This is a genomic window from Acidiferrobacterales bacterium (assembly GCA_028820695.1).
Taxonomy (GTDB): domain Bacteria; phylum Pseudomonadota; class Gammaproteobacteria; order Arenicellales; family JAJDZL01; genus JAJDZL01.
Genome location: JAPPIB010000050.1, coordinates 57,560 through 77,633, shown reverse-complemented (window position 1 = coordinate 77,633; position 20,074 = coordinate 57,560). Strand labels below are relative to the sequence as shown.

Sequence of the window (20,074 nt, the reverse complement as noted above, 5' to 3'; positions counted from 1 at the left end):
GGTTCAGGCATTGGGATGAAATATCTGTCCGATACAGGCCGGTGCGTTCAGCTTGACCCGGGTTGATTGCCGGGAAATGATCACAAGCACCAATATAGTCACCAGATACGGCAGCATGGACAGTATCTGGGCGGGAATCTGGACACCGATACCCTGCAGGTGCAGTTGCAAAATGGTGACCGATCCGAAAATATAGGCACCGATGATCACACGGCCCGGTTTCCAGGTTGCGAACACGACTAAAGCCAGCGCAATCCAGCCCCGCCCGGCTGTCATATGCTCAACCCACATCGGGGTGTATGACAAGGACAGAAAGGCACCGCCAAGCCCCGCCATCGCACCGCCAAACATGACCGCAAGAAAGCGTATCTTGACAACCGCATAACCGATTGAGTGCGCCGCGTCGTGAGATTCGCCCACTGCGCGAAGCACCAGCCCCGGTTTGGTATGATTCAGGAACCAATGGACAGCGAATGCCATGATCACCGAGAGATAAATCAGTATGTCCTGCGAAAACAGCAACGGTCCAACAAGAGGAATATTACTCAGGACCGGAACACTGAGCGTCGGCAGCTTCTCAATCGGCAGACCGATAAACGGAATTCCAATCAGTGAACTCAAGCCGATACCGAACAGTGTAAGGGCCAGGCCCGAAGCGACCTGATTGGCAAGGAACACCAGGGTCAGCAATCCGAACAGCATTGACATCAGAACACCCGCAACCGCGCCAGCGACAATTCCGAGCAACCAACTGCCGGATGTCAGTGCGACAACAAAGGCACAGACCGCACCGATCAGCATCATGCCCTCGACACCGAGATTGAGCACACCGGACTTTTCAGCCACAAGTTCCCCGGTTGCCGCCAGCAACAGCGGGGTCGCGGCACTGACGACAGTCAGCATGATCAGCTCGACAGTTACAATCGCTTCCATCAGTCAGACCCCACCAGACTGCCTGTGCGTGACTTTCGCCATTCGACCCGGTAATTGATGAGAACATCACTCGCCAGCAGAAAGAAAAGCAGCATTCCCTGGAACACGCCGGCGATTCCAAGTGGCAGTCCCATCTTGATCTGAACAAATTCCCCACCCAGGTACGACAGTGCCAGTACCAGACTTGCGAAAATTATCCCGACTGGATGCAGTCGACCCAGAAAGGCGACGATAATGGCGGAAAAACCATAACCCGGAGAAATGATCGGCTGCAGCTGACCGATCGGTCCGGCAACCTCAATGATTCCGGCGAGACCCGCCAGACCTCCGGCACCGAGCAGGACATACCAGACGATACGGTTGTAATGAATCCCGGTATAGCGTGCAGCATTGGGTGCCAGACCCGCAACCCTCACCTGGAATCCAGCGACTGTTCGTGAAAACAGCACCCACACCGTCAAAACCGCCAACAGTGCGATGATTGCACCGCCATGCAGTCGTGTCCCACTGAGTATTCCGGGGATCGAAGCCGCGTCCTGGAAGACTACCGACTCCGGAAAATTGTACCCCCCAGGGTCGCGCCACGGACCGTGTACCAAAGTGCTCAAGACCAACACAGCGACGTAAACCAACAGCAAACTGGTGAGAATCTCATTGGTGTTCATCCGTGTCTTCAGAAAAGCCGGTATGGACGCCCAGGCCATACCGCCCAGAATACCAAGCACCAGCATCGCCGGCAAAATCAGTGCATTGTCTGACTCAGGAAAGTAGATCGGCAACACACTTCCAACAACCGCGCCGATGGTAAGCTGCCCCTCTGCGCCGATATTCCAGACATTGGCCCTGAACCCCATGGCCAGCCCGACTGCGATCATTGCCAGCGGGGCCGCCTTGATCATCAGTTCGCTGACTCCGTACAGATCACTGATTGGCGCCAGAAAGAAAGTGTAGAGGCTGGTCAGTGGCGGGTAACCGAGCAGCGAAAAGATGACGCTGCCGGCAATCAGACTCAAGGCCAGTGCCATGATCGGCGTCAGCCATGTCATCAACCGGGAATGGGTTTGTCTGGCAACCAGTCTAATGGGCATTTGCCGCATCCTGGTCAGCTTCGACCTGAGCCCCGCCCATGAGCAATCCGATTTTCTGTGCAGTCAGGCCGGCAACCGGGTGAGATTCGGACAGCTGGCCTGCAAACATGACCGATATCCGATCACACAGGCCCATCAGCTCATCGAGATCCTGCGAGATCACAACAACCGCAGCTCCGTCTTGCGCCAGATCGATAAGGGATTGGTGTATGGCCGCCTGTGATCCTGCATCAATGCCCCAGGTGGGTTGCGATGCGATCATGACAGCCGGATGCTGGAGAATTTCCCGGCCCATGAGAAACTTTTGCAGATTGCCGCCAGACAGGCTGCTCGCATCGACATGAATGCCCGCATGTCTGACATCAAAATCATCACATATTTTCTGTGAAAAGCGACGCGCATTAGAGAAATGCATCAACAGATTCTTGCTGAGATCGTATTTCTTGTGTCCGCTGAGAAAGACGTTCTCAGTCAGCGACATGTTGCCGACAACACCGTGCCCCAGCCGTTCCTCCGGAACGCTCGCCATTCCCAGTTCCCGTCTGGCCCGGACACCGTATCGTCCACAGTCTACGCTGTTGATGCACACTGACGAGTCCAGATCCGCCAATACTTCACCGGACAACATACCCATGAGTTCTGTCTGTCCGTTGCCAGCCACACCCGCGATGCCGAAAATTTCACCGGCACGGACTTCGAAATCAATGTCTTTCAGCGAAATATTGCGTTCACTCTCTGCCGTACGGGAAAGGTTTCGAACTGAAAACACCACTTTACCGGGCTCCTTCGGCTGCGAGGTCGGGGCTTTCAGTGACTTACCGATCATCATCTCGGCAAGTTGCTGGGTATCGACCTTGGTCGGATCGCACTCTGTCACCACCTTGCCATGACGAAGTATGGTTGCGTGGTGACACAAGACGCGGATCTCCTCCAGCTTATGGCTGATATAGAGGACCGCGCAGCCCTGATCGGCCAACTTTCTCAAGACCGCAAACAGCTTGTCGGATTCCTGCGGAGTCAGAACTGATGTCGGCTCATCCATGATAAGAAGTTTTGGCGACTGCAGCAGACAGCGCACAATCTCAACGCGCTGACGTTCCCCGACCGATAACGAAAACACATCGCGTTCCGGGTCCAATCCCAGTCCGTACGTATCTGAAACAGTGCGAATCTCATCCGCAAGCTCCAACCCTTTCTTTCCCGATGAAACCGCCAGTTCGATATTCTCGCGGACTGACATTGCCTCAAACAGCGAAAAATGCTGAAATACCATGCCGATCCCCATCTGACGCGCATGCGCAGGACTGGAAACCTTCACCGGCTCACCCTGCCAGTTCATCGTACCGGCATCTGCGGAGTAGTACCCGTAAATGATCTTGACCAGGGTGCTCTTGCCCGCCCCGTTCTCGCCGAGCAGTGCGTGGATTTCACCCTCGGCAATCTCAAAGTCGACCGAATCGTTCGCAACCACGCCGGGAAAGGCCTTGGTTATGCCTTTCAATGCTAAGAGCGGAGTGTCTGTGGACATGATTACGGACTTGTTCGGAATAAGCTGGGGGCGGGAGTGGATTCAGGATGCTGTGGAATCCAGATTTCGGGGCGAGGCGGTCCGATCGGAAAACTCCACATCCAGAACGCGCTGACGCTCCTCAAGTAATTTGGCGGCTGTTGACATCGCAATGACAGCCGGATGCTTGCCCTTGATGGCTGCAACACCGATGGGGCATTCGAGGCGTCTGAGCGTAAAGGGGTCGATGCCGTCGGCAACAAATCTCTTGTCAAATCTTCTGCGCTTGGTACTGGACCCAATCAGTCCCAGCCATCCAAAATCCCGCTGTTTCAAGATTTCAAGACAGATTTCGTAATCAAGTCCGTGACTGTGTGTCATCACAGCGTAGAACGTCCCGGGCTCCTGGTTCATCAAGATTTCCTTGAGGTCAACCTGATCAATTACTGCAACATTATCCGGAACCGTTAGCGGAAACATATCGGACCGTTGGTCCACCCACTCGATCCGAAACGGCAGATCGCCAAGCAACCTGATCAGTGCCTTGCCGACGTGCCCGGCTCCAAAAACTACCACATTTGTCGGCAGATCATCCAATCGGGTCACCAGCCATTCGGAGATGCCGTCACCCACCACACACGCGTTTGGAACCGCTGCCCGAAGGAGACTGTCTGTCGCATGTCCAAAAAGTTCAGGTACCTGATCGTAGTCGGACTTGTTATTCAGAACGATGGATGGGGTTTCGTCATGAAGCGGAGTTACGAGATACTTGATCGTCCGGCTGTTCTGGCTTTCAAATTCACGCGCGCAACTTGCGACTTCTTCAGGTGATGGCTTTTCGAACAGCAAGCGCACGGCACCACCACAGCACTGATGCATCTCAACACCCAAACCGAACATTTTCGTTTCGCGCAGGGAATCGGAAGTGCACTGAAGGATTTCCCGCGCCCTGCGGATCGCGTTGTATTCAAGATTGCCACCGCCGATACTCTCGTATTCGCCGGAGTCGGTCACCAGCATCCGCGCGCCAATCTCACGCGGGGCGGAGCCAATCACCTCAATTACAGTGACAGCAACAAATGGCTCTGTGCGCTGCGCAAGCGAAACAAATTCGCGCGTCCAACTCATTATCCACTCCTACCAGCCTGAATATTGCTTATCGCCTCGATCACCCGCTCGGGTGTGGCAGGCGCATCCAGATGCGGCCAAACCTTATATCCGGAAAGACTTGAAATCGCATCACAGATCGCACTGTAAACTGAGATCGCAAGCATCAACGGCGGTTCACCCACAGCTTTTGAACGATAGATTGTATTCTCTTGGTTTCGACCACGCGTCCAAATTCGAACATTGAACTGCTCGGGAACGTCTCCGGCGGTCGGAATCTTATAGGTCGAAGGTGCATGAGTCTTGAGATTGCCGCTGTCGTCCCACCACAACTCCTCACTGGTCAGCCAGCCGGCACCCTGCACGAATCCACCTTCAATCTGTCCCAGGTCCACGGCAGGATTCAGCGACTGGCCTACGTCGTGCAGGATGTCGACCCGACTCAATCGATACTCACCTGTCAGCCGGTCCACCGCAACCTCGCTGACCGCCGCTCCGGTTCCGAAGTAAAAAAATGGCCGCCCCTGCATCTTGGTCCGGTCCCAGTTGATCTTCGGCGTCCTGTAGTGTCCGGTCGCTGAAAGCGGCACCCGGGACGCGTGCGCCAGCCGGACGACTTCAGCGAACGAAGCGGAGTCTCGGCCGGCCACCACCTGCCCGCGTGTGAACTGTACAGCAGCAGGCTTGGTGTTCCATAGCCTTGCGGCAACCTCACACAGGCGATCTTTTATTTTCCGGGCGGCATCCTGCGCCGCCTTTCCATTGACGTCCGAACCGGATGAAGCCGCAGTGGCGGACGTATTCGGTACCCTCGAAGTATTGGTTTCGGCTATTTTCACTGTACTCAGGGGAACACTGAACTCCTCGGCCACCACCTGGGCGACCTTGATGAACAGTCCCTGTCCCATTTCAGTCCCGCCATGATTCAGATGAATGCTTCCATCGGTATATACGTGAACCAGTGCATGCGCCTGGTTGAAGTGTGTCGCGGTGAACGATATCCCAAACTTGACCGGCGTCAGCGCAATTCCGTGACAGATTCTCGCGCCGGCGCGGTTGGCCCGTCGAATGGCGATTCGGCGGGCGTGATAATTCGAATCCTCAACCAACTCAGACACCAATGACCGTATTTCGAAACCGGTCATCCGCATTCCGTACGGTGTGATGTTTCGGGTCCGTCTGCGGTAGAAATTCAATCGTCGTACCTGCAACGGATCCTTGTTCAGATGGCAGGCAATCTCATCGATGATCCGTTCGATACACAGCATCCCCTGCGGCCCGCCAAACCCCCTGAAAGCCGTATTCGATACTGTATTGGTCCGGCAAAGACGGGTTGTCGCTATGACATTATCCAGGTAGTAGGCATTGTCGAGGTGCAGCAGTGCGCGGTCGTTGATGGGGCCTGACAGATCTGCCGAGTAACCGCATCTCGATGCCATGTCAACCTTGAGACCCTGAATGCGTCCCTTCTCATCAAATCCCACTTCGTACTCGTATCTGAAATCGTGCCGCTTGCCGGTTGCCAGCATGTCAGTGTCGCGATCCAACCTCATTTTCGCGGGTCTGCCCGTCGACTTGGCTACAATCGCTGCGATACAGGCCCACTGCGCAGCCTGTGACTCCTTGCCGCCGAATGCGCCGCCCATGCGACGGACCTCCACCTGAACAGCATTGAACGGTATGTCCAGGACCTTTGCAACCAGATGCTGGACCTCAGACGGATGCTGGGTCGAAGAATGAATCAGAAAATCTCCTCCCTCGCGCGGAATCGCCATCGCGGCCTGTCCCTCAAGATAGAAATGATCCTGCCCTCCGCATTCGAATAGCCCGCTGATCCGGTTGGCCGCGCCGTCGATCGCAGTCTGCGGATCACCTTTTTGGATGGTCGAGGCTGGCAACACGTAACTCTCCCGGTCAAGTGCCTGCTTGACAGTCAGCACAGGTTCTTCAAGTTCATATTCGAAATGCGCCTGTCGGCACGCGTCCCGCGCCTGCTGTTCGGACTGCGCAGCTACCGCAAACAGGACCTGACCTGCGAAGTCAACACGCGATTGTGCGAAAACAGGATCGCCGCCGACGGTGGGACTGCATTCATTGACGCCCGGAATCGATTCCGCATCAAACACCCCGACCACACCGGGCGACTGTGAGACAGCTCGAAGATCGGCGGAAATGATGCGCGCACTGGCATGTGGGCTCAACGCTGCCCAGACATGAAGCAGATCGCGCGGTTCTGGCACATCGTCAACGTAACAGGCCTCGCCGGTCACATGACGAACCGCACTGTCGTGTGCCACCGGGTGGCGGACAGTTCGTGTCAGATTCTTGTCCGGAACATAATCAAGCATGCTGCACCTGCCACACGCTGATCGGCTCACCACTTCGCAACTCATCAGCGAATCGTTCCAGCAAGGCGGTCGCGACAGTCGTTCGGTAGCGGGAACTTCCCCTGAAATCGGTAATCGGACTGAAATCCAGATCAAGTGCCTCGCGAGCCTGTGCGACACCCGCCGCGTCCAGTACATTTCCGACCAGTGCTTGCTCGCAGTTGGCGGCTCTCAACGGCGTCGCCGCCATGCCCCCATAACAGACCCTGGCGGTCTGCACCTGCTTATCCCGCATGGTCACCGAGAACGCACCGCAGACCGCAGAAATGTCCTGATGGAAGCGTTTTGAGATCTTGAAGATGCGAAAAGTCTGATGCTCCCGCGGCAACGGCACATCAATTCGTTCGAGATACTCACCTGGTGCAAGATCCTGTCTGCCGTAGTCGATGAAAAAGTTTTCGGCGGCAACCGTTCGGGATTCCTGTTTCGAGGAAATGAGCAAACGTGCATCCAACGCCACCAATGCCGGCAAACTGTCACCGATCGGTGAGCCATTGGCAACGTTGCCTCCCAGTGTGGCAAGATTGCGAATCTGTTCGGATCCATAGCGAACAAAAAGCTCATCAAGGCTGTTGTAGCGCTCGGCAAGCACAGCCATCGCGTCAGCGATCGTCACCGCCGCGCCAATACGTATGTAACCGTCATCGATGTCGATTCGGGTCAGCGACTCAACTGCACCGGTGTAGACCACAGTTTCAAGGTGTTGCCTCTGCTTGGTGACCCAAAGACCCACATCGGTCGCGCCAGCCACCATGCGACTTTCTGGATGAAGTTTGAGGATTTGCGCCAATTCGTCGGTCGTGGTGGGCGCGAAGTACTTCTGGCCATTGGCCCTGACTTCGACAGGTGCGCCGGCATCGAGTTTCGAAATTCTGCCGACAGTCTCGCGCTCGCACTGATCGAATTGATCGTCAGTCACCGACTTCAGGGCTTTGCGGCAAGCCCGGACGATCGGAGCGTATCCGGTACACCGGCAAAGGTTTCCCGCAAGTGCGTTGTCAATCGATTGCCTGTCGGTCGGGCACCGATTGTGATACATGGCAAACATCGACATGATGAACCCGGGCGTACAGAAACCGCACTGCGAGCCATGCTCCTCGACCATCGCCCGCTGAACCGCATGCAACTGTCCGTCGGCTGTTTTCAGATGCTCAACGGTGATCAGCTGCTGTCCGTTAAGGAATGGCACGAACATGATGCATGAATTGACCGCACGATAGTGCATCCGGCCGTTCTGTACCCGACCCACGACCACGGTACAGGCACCACAGTCGCCTTCTGCGCAACCTTCCTTGGTACCCGTCATATTTTCTGTCTTGCGCAGAAAATCCAATACGGTCATGGTCGGCGGAGGATCGGACAATGTCCGGGGCTGGTCTCCGAGAAGAAACCGAATCGAGTTGACTGACTGCATCAGCTGCCCCGATAGGTTGAATATCCGAAGTTGGACAGCAACAATGGAACGTGGTAGTGCTGATTCGCATCGGCGACACAGAATCGAATCACAATCTCATCCAGAAATTCCCGATTCTGGTAGTCCGGTTGTTTTGCCCGCAGATATTCCCCAGCCTGAAATACACTTTCGTAGGTTCCTGCAGTCAGCGCTCCGGCTTCCAGCAAGGGCGAGTCCACCCGTCCGTCGTCGTTGGTGACCCGGGATGCGAGGTGCTCCCTTGTCTCACCGTCGACGCGATAAAGATCAATACGAATTCCCTTTCCCGGCGTTCCACGCACCAGGTCTAAAACGTGTGTTGTCAGTTTTCCCATCCGGTTTGCATCTCCGACTATTGACTCGGTTGTGATTGCCCTGATCGAATCGTCTGTGTATACCAGGCAGCGATCATCTGACGCTCCTCTTCGGATATTGCCGATACGTTGCCGATCGGCATGGAGCGGGTGGCAACGGCGGAAGAGTAAATGCGCGCTGCCATGGTCTCAATCTGACTGTCCGAATCCAAGACAACACCCCCGGGCGCAGCGGCGAATCCAGGTTGCACCGGCGTGGCAGAGTGACAGACCGTACAACGCTCATGAATGATTCCGCGTATGGTGTCCATGGTCACAGATTTTAACTCATTCGGGTTTTGCATCGACTTGGGAATTGAGAGCGCCGCAATCAGGATGAACAGCGCGCAGGCGCTGGCCGGCAGCCACCACTTCATCCCGGCGAGATGCCGTATGTTGAAAAAGTGACGGATCAGTATTCCGACAACGCCCAGTGCGATCAGTATGAGCCAATTCCACGAGCTGCCGAACGTGGACGGGTAGTGACTCGCAATCATCATGAACAGTACGGGGAGAGTCAGGTAATTGTTGTGTCTTGATCGAGTCAACGCGGCCTGTCCAAGCGCGGCGTCCCGCTCGGCAGCGGTTTTCATGGCATTGACCAGTGACTTCTGCGATGGAATGATCACGACCATGACGTTCAGCACCATCACGGTGCCAATCGCCGCCCCGACGTGAATATAGGCCCCGCGGCCACTGAACAACTGGCACAGTACAAACGCAAGCACGGCAAACCAAATGAATATCAGTGCGCCAAGCCATCGCGGTCGGTCTCGAAGAAACGATCGACACATGCCGTCGTAGACCACCCACGATCCCACCAGGGTCAGCACTCCGATCACAGTCCCCTGTATCGGCGATAGGTCATTCAAGGTCGGATCCAGCAGGAACAGGCTTGCATCCAGATAAAAGATCCATGCCAATAACGCGAGACCGGTAAACCAGGTGAAGTATGCCTCCCACTTGAACCAGTGAAGTTGAGGCGGCAGATGCTCAGGTGCCACTGCGTATTTCTGGACGTGATAGAACCCGCCACCGTGGATCGCCCATAGATCACCTTCGATCCCGGCGGCTTCGGCACGATCTCGCTCAAGACGATTCTCGAGCCAGTTGAAATAGAAGGACGCGCCGATCCACGCGATTCCAACTGTCAGATGGGTCCAGCGCAGGGCCAGTTCAATCCATTCTGCGAAAAAATTTCCTGTCATCACCCTCGTTTCCAGTTCAGATCAAACGGCGATCAGCCGCCAATGTCGTTCGGCATTGTCGGGTGCGGTTCCATTGCCGGTTGAAAGTCACGGATTATTCAATACAATGAATGCGTTCAACACACCGCCGCGGACGATACCCATACCGACTGCCCGGCCGGCAGTTCATCAAATCCAACTACCTTCAATATCTTAACATCATCATGTCCAACTTCTTCTCCACGCTTCACGAACAGATCCGGGCATCAGCCGATCGCATCTTTCTTGAGTTGGAAGATCAACCATCGATCACGTATGGCGAAGCTGATCGGACTTGCGCCCGAGTTGCCAACCGACTGGCGGCATTGGGTCTGAAATCCGGGGACCGGGTAACCGTACAAGTGGAAAAGTCAGCACAGGTGGTTATTTTATATCTAGCGTGTCTGAGATCAGGACTGATATTCCATCCGCTGAACACTGCATACACCCTGCACGAACTTGAACATTTCTTTGACGATGCACAACCATCTCTTGTCGTCTGCCGACCCGGAATCGCCGACAACGTTCGGCTGCTCGCCAAGCGGTTCGACATACAACACGTTGAAACGCTGGATGTGGATGGCAGTGGTTCCTTGTGGGATCAGGTGTTGGATCAATCCGATGAATTCGCAGTTGCGGAACGTTCGGGCGATGATGCAGCCTTGCTGATTTACACCTCCGGCACGACCGGCAGGCCGAAAGGTGCCATGGTCACGCACCGAAATCTTCAATCCAACCTTCTGGCACTCATGGAGTTCTGGCACTGGACTGCACAGGATGTCCTTTTGCATGTGTTGCCTGTGTTTCACGTCCACGGACTGTGCCCTGCACTTCACTGTCCAATTATGGGTGGCTCGAAAATATTGTTTCGGAACAGATTCTCTGTCAACGAAACCATGAGGTTGATTCCCTGCGCCTCGGTTCTGATGGCGGTACCCACAGTCTATGGGCGTCTGCTCTCGGATGACAGGCTGACGGGGGAGCTGTGTCAGGACATCCGTATCTTTGTTTCTGGGTCCGCGCCGTTGTTGCCGGAGACCGCACACGAATTCGAACGACGAACCGGTCACCGGATCATTGAGAGGTATGGAATGTCAGAAGGCCAGATGATTTCGTCCAATCCGATACTGGGTGAACGGCGGATCGGTACTGTGGGTCTGGCGCTTCCGGGTGTCAGGTTGCGAATCTGCGATGACTCGGGCGAGCCGCTCGATCACGGTGAAGTCGGCATGGTGGAAGTCAGCGGGCCGAATGTGTTCCGTGGTTACTGGCGCAATCCAGCCGCGACTGAACGGGTTTTTCGAGAGGACGGGTACTTCGTTACAGGCGACCTCGGCACGATTGACGAAAATGGTTACCTGTCGATTGTCGGCAGGGAAAGTGATCTGATCATTTCAGCAGGTTTCAACATCTATCCTAAAGAAGTGGAAATGCAACTGAACCGGATTGCCGGCGTTGTGGATTCAGCCGTGTTCGCAGTTCCGCATCCGGATCTGGGTGAGGCGGTTTTTGCGACTGTGGTGAAAGAGATGAACGCCGTCATCACCGCCGATGACATTGTCGCGGCGATCAGGGACCGGCTCTCTTCATTCAAGATCCCGAAAACAATCGAGTTTGTTGATGAACTTCCCAGAAACGCAATGGGCAAGGTCGAAAAGAAGCGCCTGCGGCTTCGATATCAATCAGCGTTCAATACCCAATAGCGACACCACAGGCGGCAGCAAACCCCAATTGTCGGTTTCGGTGTTGCGCCTTATCGGTCAGTTGGATTCGTTTTCCAACTTTTCCATCAGGCTGGATACACCGGACAGGGACCAGCCACCATCGACCGGCAGGATCGCACCGGTGATGTAGTCGGCCAGCGTTGATGACAGGAACATGGCAGCCTGGCCGATATCGTCAGTGCTTCCAAGTCGCTTGAGGGGTACGGACTCGCTCACGTCATCCAGAATCTGCGCGGTGGGCGCCAGTCTCCTCATGCCTTCGGTATCCTGGATCGGACCCGGCACAATCGAGTTGACGCGGATGCCTTCACCGCCCCATTCCATCGCCAGGGTTCTGGTCAGCATATCGACGCCGGCCTTGGCGGCACAGACATGAGACTGGAGAATCATCGGGACGAAAGACTGAGGAGCGGATATGTTGATGACCGAAGCGCCCGGTTTGACAAGGTAGGGATAAGCCGCTCGCAGCACGTGATAACTGCCCAGAAGATCAATATTCATCACTGCAGCGAACCCGTTTGCGGACATGTCTGTCGCACGGGCGGGAAAATTTCCGGCAGCCCCCGATATCAGAACAGAAATTTCTCCGAATTTCTTGTGGAACGTCTCGAATGCCTCTGTTACCTTTGCGTAGTCCCTTACATCGGCACTGAATCCATATGCCAGGACCCCTGCCTGCGTCAAGTGTTGAACCGCAGCGTCAATTTTGTCCTGCGACCGCCCGATCACGCCGACATTGGCACCGGCATCCGCGAAGTTTCCTGCAACGCCAAGATTGATTCCACTTGTTCCCCCAACGACAATGACTGTCTTGTTCGTAAAGTCAAAACCGTTGGCTTTCATTTTTTCAGATGCCCACAGGAAAACCTGTCTGGTCAGTGAGGAGAAACGAAAGGTGTGGAAGTGTCGCCTGTCTGACCGGGTCTGGTCGTCGAATTCGAGGTATCAGATGGATTGATCGAGGCGCATTGATTTCATGACCATATAGATGACAGAAACAACAATCCCCCACAGTGCGACATTGTTCAGTGGAAAGTCCAAGAAGATGGTGAAAGTCGACAATATGGCGCAACATACAATCGCAGCAATTCCCAGTAGATAATGCATTTCATAACCTGCAGTGATGTTCACAAGAGTGCTGTGATTTTACCAGATTCAGACAAAATATTGGGCAAGTCCAAGTCGATGAAAGTAAAATTGGCGAAAGTAGGGATGGGTTGAAGTTTGGCGGATGATGGAACAGTTTTCGCAATAAGATAATGTCATATATCCTACATGTTATTGATTTTATTGTCTGATGATGATTGATGAATATTCTTGATCTTTCGCACGAACAAAGTAGCGGACAACTTGAGTGTCTGGTTGACGACGGTTTTGCCTGGACCAATAGTGAGATCGATCCGCTCAGCTGTGTTGTTCCGGTCAGCGACGAAGTCAGACGGGAAATCCTGAAAGCCGCAGAGGTGATCGACGCAAATCCGCTGCCAACACTGCTAAGGCGCCCTGATCAGTTTGAAATTCCCAAAACTGTTGAACTGATGACGGAAATTCGGGAGAGGTTGGATAGTCCGCCCGGTGTCGCGGTGATCGATTCATTTCCGCTTGATGACCTGTCGATTGAGCAGGCAATCGACGTCTTCTGGATCGTCGGCCAGAAGGTCGGACGTCATGTCGCCCAGAAATGGGATGGGACCATGATCTATCACGTCCGCGATACAGGCGTCGAGTACGGGTATGGCGTACGCGGCTCATACACAAAGGTTGAACTTCTTTTCCACAATGACAATGCTTTTGGTATCGCACTTCCCCACTACGTCGGACTGATGTGCATCCGTCCTTCGGTTGAGGGCGGACTGAGTCGGTTCTGCAGTCTGTATTCGATTCACAACCAGATGCTGAGCAGATATCCGGCCGAACTGAAGCGCCTGTACCAACCTGTTCTGTGGGACAGACAGGCGGAACACGCCCAGGGTGAGCCAATAGTCGTACGAGCTCCGGTTTTCCGGTTCGAAAACAACCGACTGTGGACACGGGCCAATCCAAGTCTGATCAGGAAGGGCTATGACGTGGCGGGATTCGAGATGGATGCTGAGACATCAGATGCCGTTCACGCACTGAAGGAAGTATCTGAAGAGTCCGGCCTGTGGTTTGAGTTGCCGATCGAACGGGGGCATCTGCAATACATCAACAACATCGATATCGCACACTACCGCAGCGAAATCGTAGATCATCCAGACCCCTCCCAAAAGCGGCATCTGGTTCGATCATGGCATCGCGACCTGGGGCTTACCTCCTACGACGGTTGACGATTTTGAAATGATGCGGGTGGGGAACCTGCGACAAGATGACCAAACTCAGTATCAATCTGAACAAAATTGCTTTACTTAGAAACGCGCGCGGGATGAATTTCCCTAAAGTGCTGGACTTCGCGCAGCTGTGCGCAGCGAACGGCGCGGACGGCCTCACCGTCCATCCGCGTCCGGATCAACGTCACGCAACTTATGAAGATGTTAAAGACCTCGCCGAGTTTTGCAGTCAGTATCCCGGGGTTGAGTTCAATGTGGAGGGTTATCCGACAGCTGATTTTCTCGAGGTGGTCAGGTCCGCCAGACCGGACCAATGCACTCTGGTGCCAGATGCGCCCGACCAGATCACCTCGGATCATGGCTGGAATACGCTGGCGGAAATTCACTTTTTGCGCCCGGTCATATCGGAACTCAAGCATCACGGAGTCCGTACGAGCATCTTTCTGGACCCCGATGTGGGACTGATTGATTCTGCTGCGCAGACCGGTGCTGACAGAATTGAACTCTATACCGAAGAATATGCGAGAACTTACGATAGTGATGACAACGCTGATGTTCTGGACAGATACCGACAAACCGCCGACGCTGCTCAGAATGCAGGGCTCGGAGTCAACGCCGGTCACGATCTGAATCAGAGAAATCTCGCGAGATTTCTAACCATTCCGAATGTACTTGAGGTGTCAATCGGACATGCGCTGACAGTTGAGTCCTTGCTTGAGGGCTTCGAGCCGACCCTGCGATCCTATGTATCGATCATTGAGTCCTGCAACAACTGATCGAAGATTTCACAGGCGTACCCCGCGACACGTCGCTGCCAACGGCATCCGGGCAGACTCGCAACCGGTTCTGCACTGTCGCCAATTTGTGGTATTCAGCTGAAGCGGCAGGATGTTGGCGAATCTGCTGATCACCGGTTTCGGACCTTTTCGCGGGGTCGAAACAAACTCCTCTGAACTTGTTGTTCGTGAATTGCGGAATATGACAGCTGAAAAGCACGGATTCCGTCTGCAAGCCCGTATTCTTCCAGTCGTCTACGAGACTGCATCGGCAACGGTTTGCAAGGCGATTGATTCGACCAATCCGGCAATTTTTATCATGACCGGAGTTTCCAACACGGCAAAGGAGTTGCAGTTGGAACGGGTCGCACGGAATCTTGACTGTTCGGAATCTTGCGACAATCACGAAACTGTCAGGAAAAACCATCGTATCGTTGAAGAAGGACCTGATCGATACTCCATAGACCTTCCACTGGATGAGTACGCCAATGCCCTGACAGAACAAGGCATACCCTCAAGAGTATCGAATGATGCCGGAGGATTCGTGTGCAATCACTGCTACTACCGGGCTTGCCATCATGTCGCGACTTTTTCGGTTGACTGTATCTGCTTGTTTGTACACGTTCCCGACCTGGTGAGCGGCGATCATGCGCTGAACCAAAGTCGGATCCTGACAGTCTCGAGTGCAGCAAATGGCATACTCATGCTCGCGCAATGCATTGCGCAAATCAATTGACCCGTCCGCAATAACGGTGAGGTGGTAATTTCGGTTTCTTGTGGCGAGAATTCCGGGGACAGATGAGCTTTCGTTATGATGCTGAGTGGTTGAATACCGCAGGCTTTTCAACCTCCCAATCCCTTGCCTTCCGGGTTCGTCATTGTGGTCAGGTACGCAGTTCGCCTACATCTGACCGCCCAAGATTCTCCCTTGCAGGAGTTCAAGACAAGCACCCCATTCTTATCAATTTTGTTCAAATGCAACAACGTTCTGTACCTGTTCACCCAATCCTTCAATACCAAGCCTCATGGTATTCCCGGCTCTCAGATACACGGGAGGCTTCAGACCAAAACCAACCCCGGAAGGGGTTCCTGTAAGCAGTAGGTCGCCTGGCATCAGCGTCATGTACCGACTTACATAACTGACCAGATGGCTCACGCTGAAAATCATGTCGTCGGTTGAGCCATCCTGATATCGCTTGCTGTCGACTTCCAGCCACAACCCGAGTTGCTGCGGGTCAGTGATCTCGTCACGCGTCACAAGATATGGACCCACGGGACAGAATGTATCGGCGCTCTTCCCTTTCACCCACTGCCCTGTGCCTTCAATCTGGAACGCCCTTTCCGATACATCGTTCGCGATGCAATAACCGGCAACATGGTCAAGTGCATCAGCTTCCTCAACATAACTGGCGCGGGTTCCGATCACTGCTGTCAGTTCAACTTCCCAATCCGACTTGACACTGTCTCTGGGGAGCATAACATTGTCATTCGGTCCGCAAAGTGAAGTGGTGGCCTTCATGAAGATAATCGGCTCTTCGGGGATAGCAAGACCTGCTTCCTGAGCGTGCAATCGGTAGTTGAGTCCGATACACACCAACTTGCCGATGTTGCTGACAGGTGGTCCGAGTCTGTGGAAGCTCGGCACGACCGGAAGCGAGTTCGTATCCAAAGCTGCAAGTTCAGCCAGACTGACAGGTGCCAGAGTTTCTGGTCCGATGTCGGGGATATGACCGGATAGATCACGCAATGTCCCATCGGAGTCCAAAACTGCCGGTCTTTCTTCTCCATGCACTCCGTAACGCGCCAACTTCATTTGATTCTGTCTCCGCTCGTAAATTTTTCGTCAGATAATATTGATTGATCGCAATTGACAACCCTCAGTTGTTGCCTATTGTACGAGACATCGAAGCAAACTGCTTCCATCCTGATTCGCATATCAAACCGATGAAAAAGGAATGGCCTTGTATATTCAGAACATCAAGGCAATGGTTTTAAGTTGCTTTTCGAACCGTCATTTCGGTGATGGCGCAACCCGCATTCAGCGGGGTTCGTGAACTATAATAAATTCAACTACATAACATTTCGATCCGACTTATGTCATGCCTAAATCCACTGCGTGAAGGGGTTCGTCATCAGATTGCAATCTGGTCAACCCGATTGAAGTTCACAGTCACCCCGAATCCATATATGAATCTCTCTCCGTCGATCGCCCTACCCGGCTCCCTGAAGAACCTGACGCTCGCCGTACTGACTGCGATTGCAGTGAGTATGGTGACAGCGTCTGCCGCCGCGCCGCTCACGCTCACCTTTTTGCATGTGAACGATTGGGATCAGATGGCGGAAACCGATGGAGCAGGCGGTGCCGCAAAGATCGCTACTGTCATTACCGAAGAGCGGAACCGTGCTGAAGCCAAAGGTGGCAAAGCATTGGTTACTTTCGGCGGTGACTTGGTGTCGCCATCTGTATTCTCAGGGATTGATCAAGGCGCCCACATGATTGCGCTCGCCGATGCCATAGGCTTTGATGTGGCAGTCGTTGGTAACCATGAGTTCGACTTCGGTCCCGAAGTGCTACAGGAACGAATCGCTGAGTCCAATTCCATTTGGTTGGCAAGCAATGTGACCCACAAAGGTGGGCGCTTGCCGGGCACTGCGGACCGATGGATAGTGGAACTGGATGGGTTTCAGATCGGCTTTGTTGGTTTGGTCACACCGCGGACGTCTGTCATCTCATCTCCCGGCCCCGATACATCCTTCAGGCCAGTAATTGAATCAGGCGCTTTCCATGCTCAGGCACTCAGGGATGCCGGCGCAGACATCGTTGTCGCACTGACCCATCAAGAACTGAAATACGATCGGGAACTGCTGCGGGACGTAAAGAATATTGACATTGTGCTCGGTGGACACGACCACCTGCTCATCGCTCTCCATGATGGACAACAAGTCATAATGAAAGCCGGATCCCAAGGCCGTCATATCGGTATTTTGTCCTTGCAGATCGAACGCCTCACCAACGACCTCGGCGAGCAACGGGTGGTCTGGTACCCGAGCTTCCGTCTGCGTTCCACCCGCAACGCTGATCAGACCGCACGACTGGCAGACATGGTCAGTGCCTATCAGGCTCAACTTGACGAAAACCTGAATGTACGGATCGGCGAGACGGCCACGGAAATCGATACCCGACGGTCGGCGAATCTTGTGACGGATATCGCATTTGGAAATATGATCGCAGATAGCATTCGACTCGCGACGGGAGCGGACATGGCCCTCACAAACAGTGGCTCAATACGCGGCAACACGGTGTATCCATCCGGAACCCAAATCACGCGAAAGATGGTACTCACCGAATTGCCTTACGATGACACTATCGTGGTGCTTCGTCTCACCGGTGCCCAGGTTCGAGAGGCACTTGAGATCGGTGTCAGTCAGGTAGGGGAAGGCTCGGGTCGCTTTCCCCAAGTCTCCGGGCTGACATTCCGCTTCAACCCGCGTATGTCGGCTGGTTCGCGTGTCAGCAGCGTTTCAGTAGGCGGTACGCCGCTTGAGGACGAGAAGTTCTACACACTCGCAACAAATGATTTCCTGGCAGGGGGCGGTAACAGTTATGACGTGTTTGCCGATAGTCAGGTGGTGCTTGATGCCGTGTCCGGTCCCTTGCTGACCGAAGTGCTGATCGACTATATCATCGCAACTGGCACGGTTGCCCCTGTCACGGATGGACGCATCAAGGTCGAAGATTGACTTGTCCCAATTTCGAGCCAGCGTACACATGCGTTGAACGCGGGCAAAGAATGTCTTTGGGTATTTGATATACTTGAACACGAGCGGCAGTTTGCCGGCGGCCAGCGTATCTTCTCGTCTAAGGCCGACGGCGCAACAGTTGCCGTCCGCGAAATTGCGCAATCCGATTGCAGGGTTGCACCTCATCTAGACATATATCCTTTCCAGTTTTGATGGTATTGGGTGCGTTGCGCGTCCTGCCACAGTACGGATTTACGATTCAGGGGACATTCCCACGATGAATTGTCTTAGTCCGATTCATGCCAGACGGTTTCGCCTGGGTCGGGCCAGCAGTCTGTTGTCTGGAAAGCATTGGTTGGCAGGATACGAGAATCACCTTTGGAGGAGCAAATCATCGTAGACAAGCAAAAAGGGAACAAGGTCAAATTCACCCACAACTGGCTGTTTGTGAAACTGTGTGAGAGTCGCAGTTTCCGGCGTGACGCATTGAGGCTTGCGCTCAATGACGAGAAGTTCCGGATTATTGATGCGGACCGGTCGGAACTTGTGCCTACTGCGATGGGATTGGCCGATGGTTCGCTGGGACATGCCGATGCGGTCATGACCGTACCGCTCAGTGACCGGGGCGGATCAGAACGCGAGATCATTGCCAGATTCTTGTTTGAGCACAAGAGCAGGATTGATCGAAACTCGCTTGGCGAGCAACTGGTACGGTACCAGGGCGGTCTGTATCAAGGCGACAACACGCCGGTCATCAACGTGGTGGTAACCAATGGCAGTGTGCCTGGTTTTGGCGGTGTGTTTCAGTTTCGCCATTGGCTCAAGCAGATGGATCGGGAGTTTTGGCGCGAATACGACCGTTATGTGATGGACTTCGATGCGTTGGTGGTAAACCTGCGAGATCCGCAGGTACAAAGTCGGTTATTAGCCCCGGGGCTGTCGACTGCGGTGGGCTGGTATGCGATGGGTACGGTATCGGGTGCGATGGACCGGACGGTGGGGACGAATATGGTCGAGATGATCGGACGGTTGGAAGGGAGGGACATTGCCCGAATCTGGTGGCCGACGTATGACTATTTGCAGCGCTATCATAAGGAGGTTACAATGGGGTGGTTGCAAGATCTTGAGATTCAGGAGAGTGGGAGCGATAAGGTTATGGCATTGGCATTGAGCAGTCTTGAGTTAAGAGAACAGAAAGCTCTGCAGAAAGGTATTGACAAAAGCAGGACCACGATTGCGGAGCGACTGCTTCGCAGGGGATTTGACAGTAGCACCGTTGGCGAGATTACGGACCTGGACCAAGACCAACTGGAAAGGATCAAAAGCACGCTGGACGACCCAGACTAAGCGGCTCGATTCATCAATTTCAACAGTGCCGCACTGGCCGGATGACTTGTCCAGGATGACAATGGGGCGGTTGCGAGATCTTTAGATTCAGAAGAGTGGGAGCGATAAGGTTATGGCATTGGCATTGAGCAGTCTTGAGTTAAGAGA

Annotated in this window: 16 protein-coding genes; 6 read left to right on the top strand and 10 right to left on the bottom strand. The window is 54.1% G+C overall.

The window, feature by feature from the left end:
- Nucleotides 1-3 precede the first annotated feature (3 nt).
- The 8 genes from OXI60_08600 to OXI60_08565 are packed head-to-tail and all read right to left on the bottom strand — an operon-like array spanning nt 4 to nt 10,015.
- A complete protein-coding gene (locus tag OXI60_08600) occupies nt 4-933 on the bottom strand; it encodes an ABC transporter permease (protein MDE0309871.1) in 930 nt (309 codons plus the stop codon).
- The gene (locus tag OXI60_08595) at nt 933-2,021 is read right to left on the bottom strand and encodes an ABC transporter permease (GenBank protein ID MDE0309870.1); all 1,089 of its coding nucleotides are present in this window, start codon (nt 2,019-2,021) and stop codon (nt 933-935) included. The genes OXI60_08600 and OXI60_08595 overlap by 1 nt, the downstream gene beginning before the upstream one ends.
- On the bottom strand, nt 2,011-3,549 hold the full coding sequence (locus OXI60_08590; protein ID MDE0309869.1) for an ABC transporter ATP-binding protein: 1,539 nt from the start codon (nt 3,547-3,549) through the stop codon (nt 2,011-2,013). Before OXI60_08590 ends, OXI60_08595 begins: the two co-directional genes overlap by 11 nt.
- 42 nt (nt 3,550-3,591) lie before the next feature.
- Complete coding sequence (gene xdhC, locus OXI60_08585; GenBank protein MDE0309868.1) at nt 3,592-4,656, bottom strand: xanthine dehydrogenase accessory protein XdhC; 1,065 nt, start codon at nt 4,654-4,656, stop codon at nt 3,592-3,594.
- Nucleotides 4,656-6,983, bottom strand: a complete 2,328-nt coding sequence (gene xdhB / locus OXI60_08580) for a xanthine dehydrogenase molybdopterin binding subunit (protein ID MDE0309867.1) — start codon at nt 6,981-6,983, stop codon at nt 4,656-4,658. The genes xdhC and xdhB overlap by 1 nt, the downstream gene beginning before the upstream one ends.
- The gene (gene xdhA / locus OXI60_08575) at nt 6,976-8,436 is read right to left on the bottom strand and encodes a xanthine dehydrogenase small subunit (GenBank protein ID MDE0309866.1); all 1,461 of its coding nucleotides are present in this window, start codon (nt 8,434-8,436) and stop codon (nt 6,976-6,978) included. Before xdhA ends, xdhB begins: the two co-directional genes overlap by 8 nt.
- The gene (gene uraH, locus OXI60_08570) at nt 8,436-8,789 is read right to left on the bottom strand and encodes a hydroxyisourate hydrolase (GenBank protein MDE0309865.1); all 354 of its coding nucleotides are present in this window, start codon (nt 8,787-8,789) and stop codon (nt 8,436-8,438) included. Before uraH ends, xdhA begins: the two co-directional genes overlap by 1 nt.
- Nucleotides 8,790-8,806: 17 nt before the next feature.
- Entirely contained in the window at nt 8,807-10,015 is a 1,209-nt protein-coding gene (locus OXI60_08565) for a urate hydroxylase PuuD (protein MDE0309864.1), read from the bottom strand.
- Between the two features lie 110 nt (nt 10,016-10,125).
- Between OXI60_08565 and OXI60_08560 the strand changes: the two genes are divergently transcribed.
- Complete coding sequence (locus OXI60_08560) at nt 10,126-11,736, top strand: AMP-binding protein (GenBank protein ID MDE0309863.1); 1,611 nt, start codon at nt 10,126-10,128, stop codon at nt 11,734-11,736.
- Nucleotides 11,737-11,793: 57 nt separating this feature from the next.
- Here OXI60_08560 and OXI60_08555 read toward each other — a convergent pair whose 3' ends face one another.
- Nucleotides 11,794-12,600 (bottom strand): SDR family oxidoreductase, encoded by an 807-nt coding sequence (locus OXI60_08555; GenBank protein ID MDE0309862.1) that lies wholly within the window; start codon nt 12,598-12,600, stop codon nt 11,794-11,796.
- A gap of 464 nt (nt 12,601-13,064) precedes the next feature.
- Here OXI60_08555 and OXI60_08550 point away from each other — a divergent pair, with 464 nt between their 5' ends.
- The 3 genes from OXI60_08550 (at nt 13,065) to OXI60_08540 (ending at nt 15,575) form a co-directional block, all read left to right on the top strand.
- Nucleotides 13,065-14,063, top strand: a complete 999-nt coding sequence (locus tag OXI60_08550; protein MDE0309861.1) for a TauD/TfdA family dioxygenase — start codon at nt 13,065-13,067, stop codon at nt 14,061-14,063.
- Between the two features lie 38 nt (nt 14,064-14,101).
- Nucleotides 14,102-14,839 carry a pyridoxine 5'-phosphate synthase gene (locus OXI60_08545; protein MDE0309860.1) on the top strand — a complete coding sequence of 246 codons (738 nt, stop codon included), beginning with the start codon at nt 14,102-14,104 and terminating at the stop codon, nt 14,837-14,839.
- 112 nt (nt 14,840-14,951) lie between these two features.
- Nucleotides 14,952-15,575, top strand: a complete 624-nt coding sequence (locus OXI60_08540) for a pyroglutamyl-peptidase I (protein MDE0309859.1) — start codon at nt 14,952-14,954, stop codon at nt 15,573-15,575.
- Between the two features lie 225 nt (nt 15,576-15,800).
- Here the strand turns inward: OXI60_08540 and OXI60_08535 are convergent, their stop codons facing one another.
- Entirely contained in the window at nt 15,801-16,652 is an 852-nt protein-coding gene (locus OXI60_08535; GenBank protein MDE0309858.1) for a fumarylacetoacetate hydrolase family protein, read from the bottom strand.
- 374 nt (nt 16,653-17,026) lie between these two features.
- Here OXI60_08535 and OXI60_08530 point away from each other — a divergent pair, with 374 nt between their 5' ends.
- Both OXI60_08530 and OXI60_08525 read left to right on the top strand, forming a co-directional pair.
- Nucleotides 17,027-18,580, top strand: a complete 1,554-nt coding sequence (locus OXI60_08530; GenBank protein ID MDE0309857.1) for a 5'-nucleotidase C-terminal domain-containing protein — start codon at nt 17,027-17,029, stop codon at nt 18,578-18,580.
- A 351-nt stretch (nt 18,581-18,931) separates the two neighbouring features.
- Nucleotides 18,932-19,927 carry a hypothetical protein gene (locus OXI60_08525; GenBank protein MDE0309856.1) on the top strand — a complete coding sequence of 332 codons (996 nt, stop codon included), beginning with the start codon at nt 18,932-18,934 and terminating at the stop codon, nt 19,925-19,927.
- Nucleotides 19,928-20,074 lie beyond the last annotated feature (147 nt).

Excerpts from the sequence above, each read along its gene's own strand:
- OXI60_08600 (MDE0309871.1), bottom strand. The coding sequence starts at position 933 with ATGGAAGCGATTGTAACTGTCGAGCTGATCATGCTGACTGTCGTCAGT.
- OXI60_08595 (MDE0309870.1), bottom strand. The coding sequence starts at position 2,021 with ATGCCCATTAGACTGGTTGCCAGACAAACCCATTCCCGGTTGATGACA.
- OXI60_08590 (MDE0309869.1), bottom strand. The coding sequence starts at position 3,549 with ATGTCCACAGACACTCCGCTCTTAGCATTGAAAGGCATAACCAAGGCC.
- xdhC (MDE0309868.1), bottom strand. The coding sequence starts at position 4,656 with ATGAGTTGGACGCGCGAATTTGTTTCGCTTGCGCAGCGCACAGAGCCA.
- xdhB (MDE0309867.1), bottom strand. The coding sequence starts at position 6,983 with ATGCTTGATTATGTTCCGGACAAGAATCTGACACGAACTGTCCGCCAC.
- xdhA (MDE0309866.1), bottom strand. The coding sequence starts at position 8,436 with ATGCAGTCAGTCAACTCGATTCGGTTTCTTCTCGGAGACCAGCCCCGG.
- uraH (MDE0309865.1), bottom strand. The coding sequence starts at position 8,789 with ATGGGAAAACTGACAACACACGTTTTAGACCTGGTGCGTGGAACGCCG.
- OXI60_08565 (MDE0309864.1), bottom strand. The coding sequence starts at position 10,015 with ATGACAGGAAATTTTTTCGCAGAATGGATTGAACTGGCCCTGCGCTGG.
- OXI60_08560 (MDE0309863.1), top strand. The coding sequence starts at position 10,126 with ATGCGTTCAACACACCGCCGCGGACGATACCCATACCGACTGCCCGGC.
- OXI60_08555 (MDE0309862.1), bottom strand. The coding sequence starts at position 12,600 with ATGAAAGCCAACGGTTTTGACTTTACGAACAAGACAGTCATTGTCGTT.
- OXI60_08550 (MDE0309861.1), top strand. The coding sequence starts at position 13,065 with ATGAATATTCTTGATCTTTCGCACGAACAAAGTAGCGGACAACTTGAG.
- OXI60_08545 (MDE0309860.1), top strand. The coding sequence starts at position 14,102 with ATGACCAAACTCAGTATCAATCTGAACAAAATTGCTTTACTTAGAAAC.
- OXI60_08540 (MDE0309859.1), top strand. The coding sequence starts at position 14,952 with ATGTTGGCGAATCTGCTGATCACCGGTTTCGGACCTTTTCGCGGGGTC.
- OXI60_08535 (MDE0309858.1), bottom strand. The coding sequence starts at position 16,652 with ATGAAGTTGGCGCGTTACGGAGTGCATGGAGAAGAAAGACCGGCAGTT.
- OXI60_08530 (MDE0309857.1), top strand. The coding sequence starts at position 17,027 with ATGAATCTCTCTCCGTCGATCGCCCTACCCGGCTCCCTGAAGAACCTG.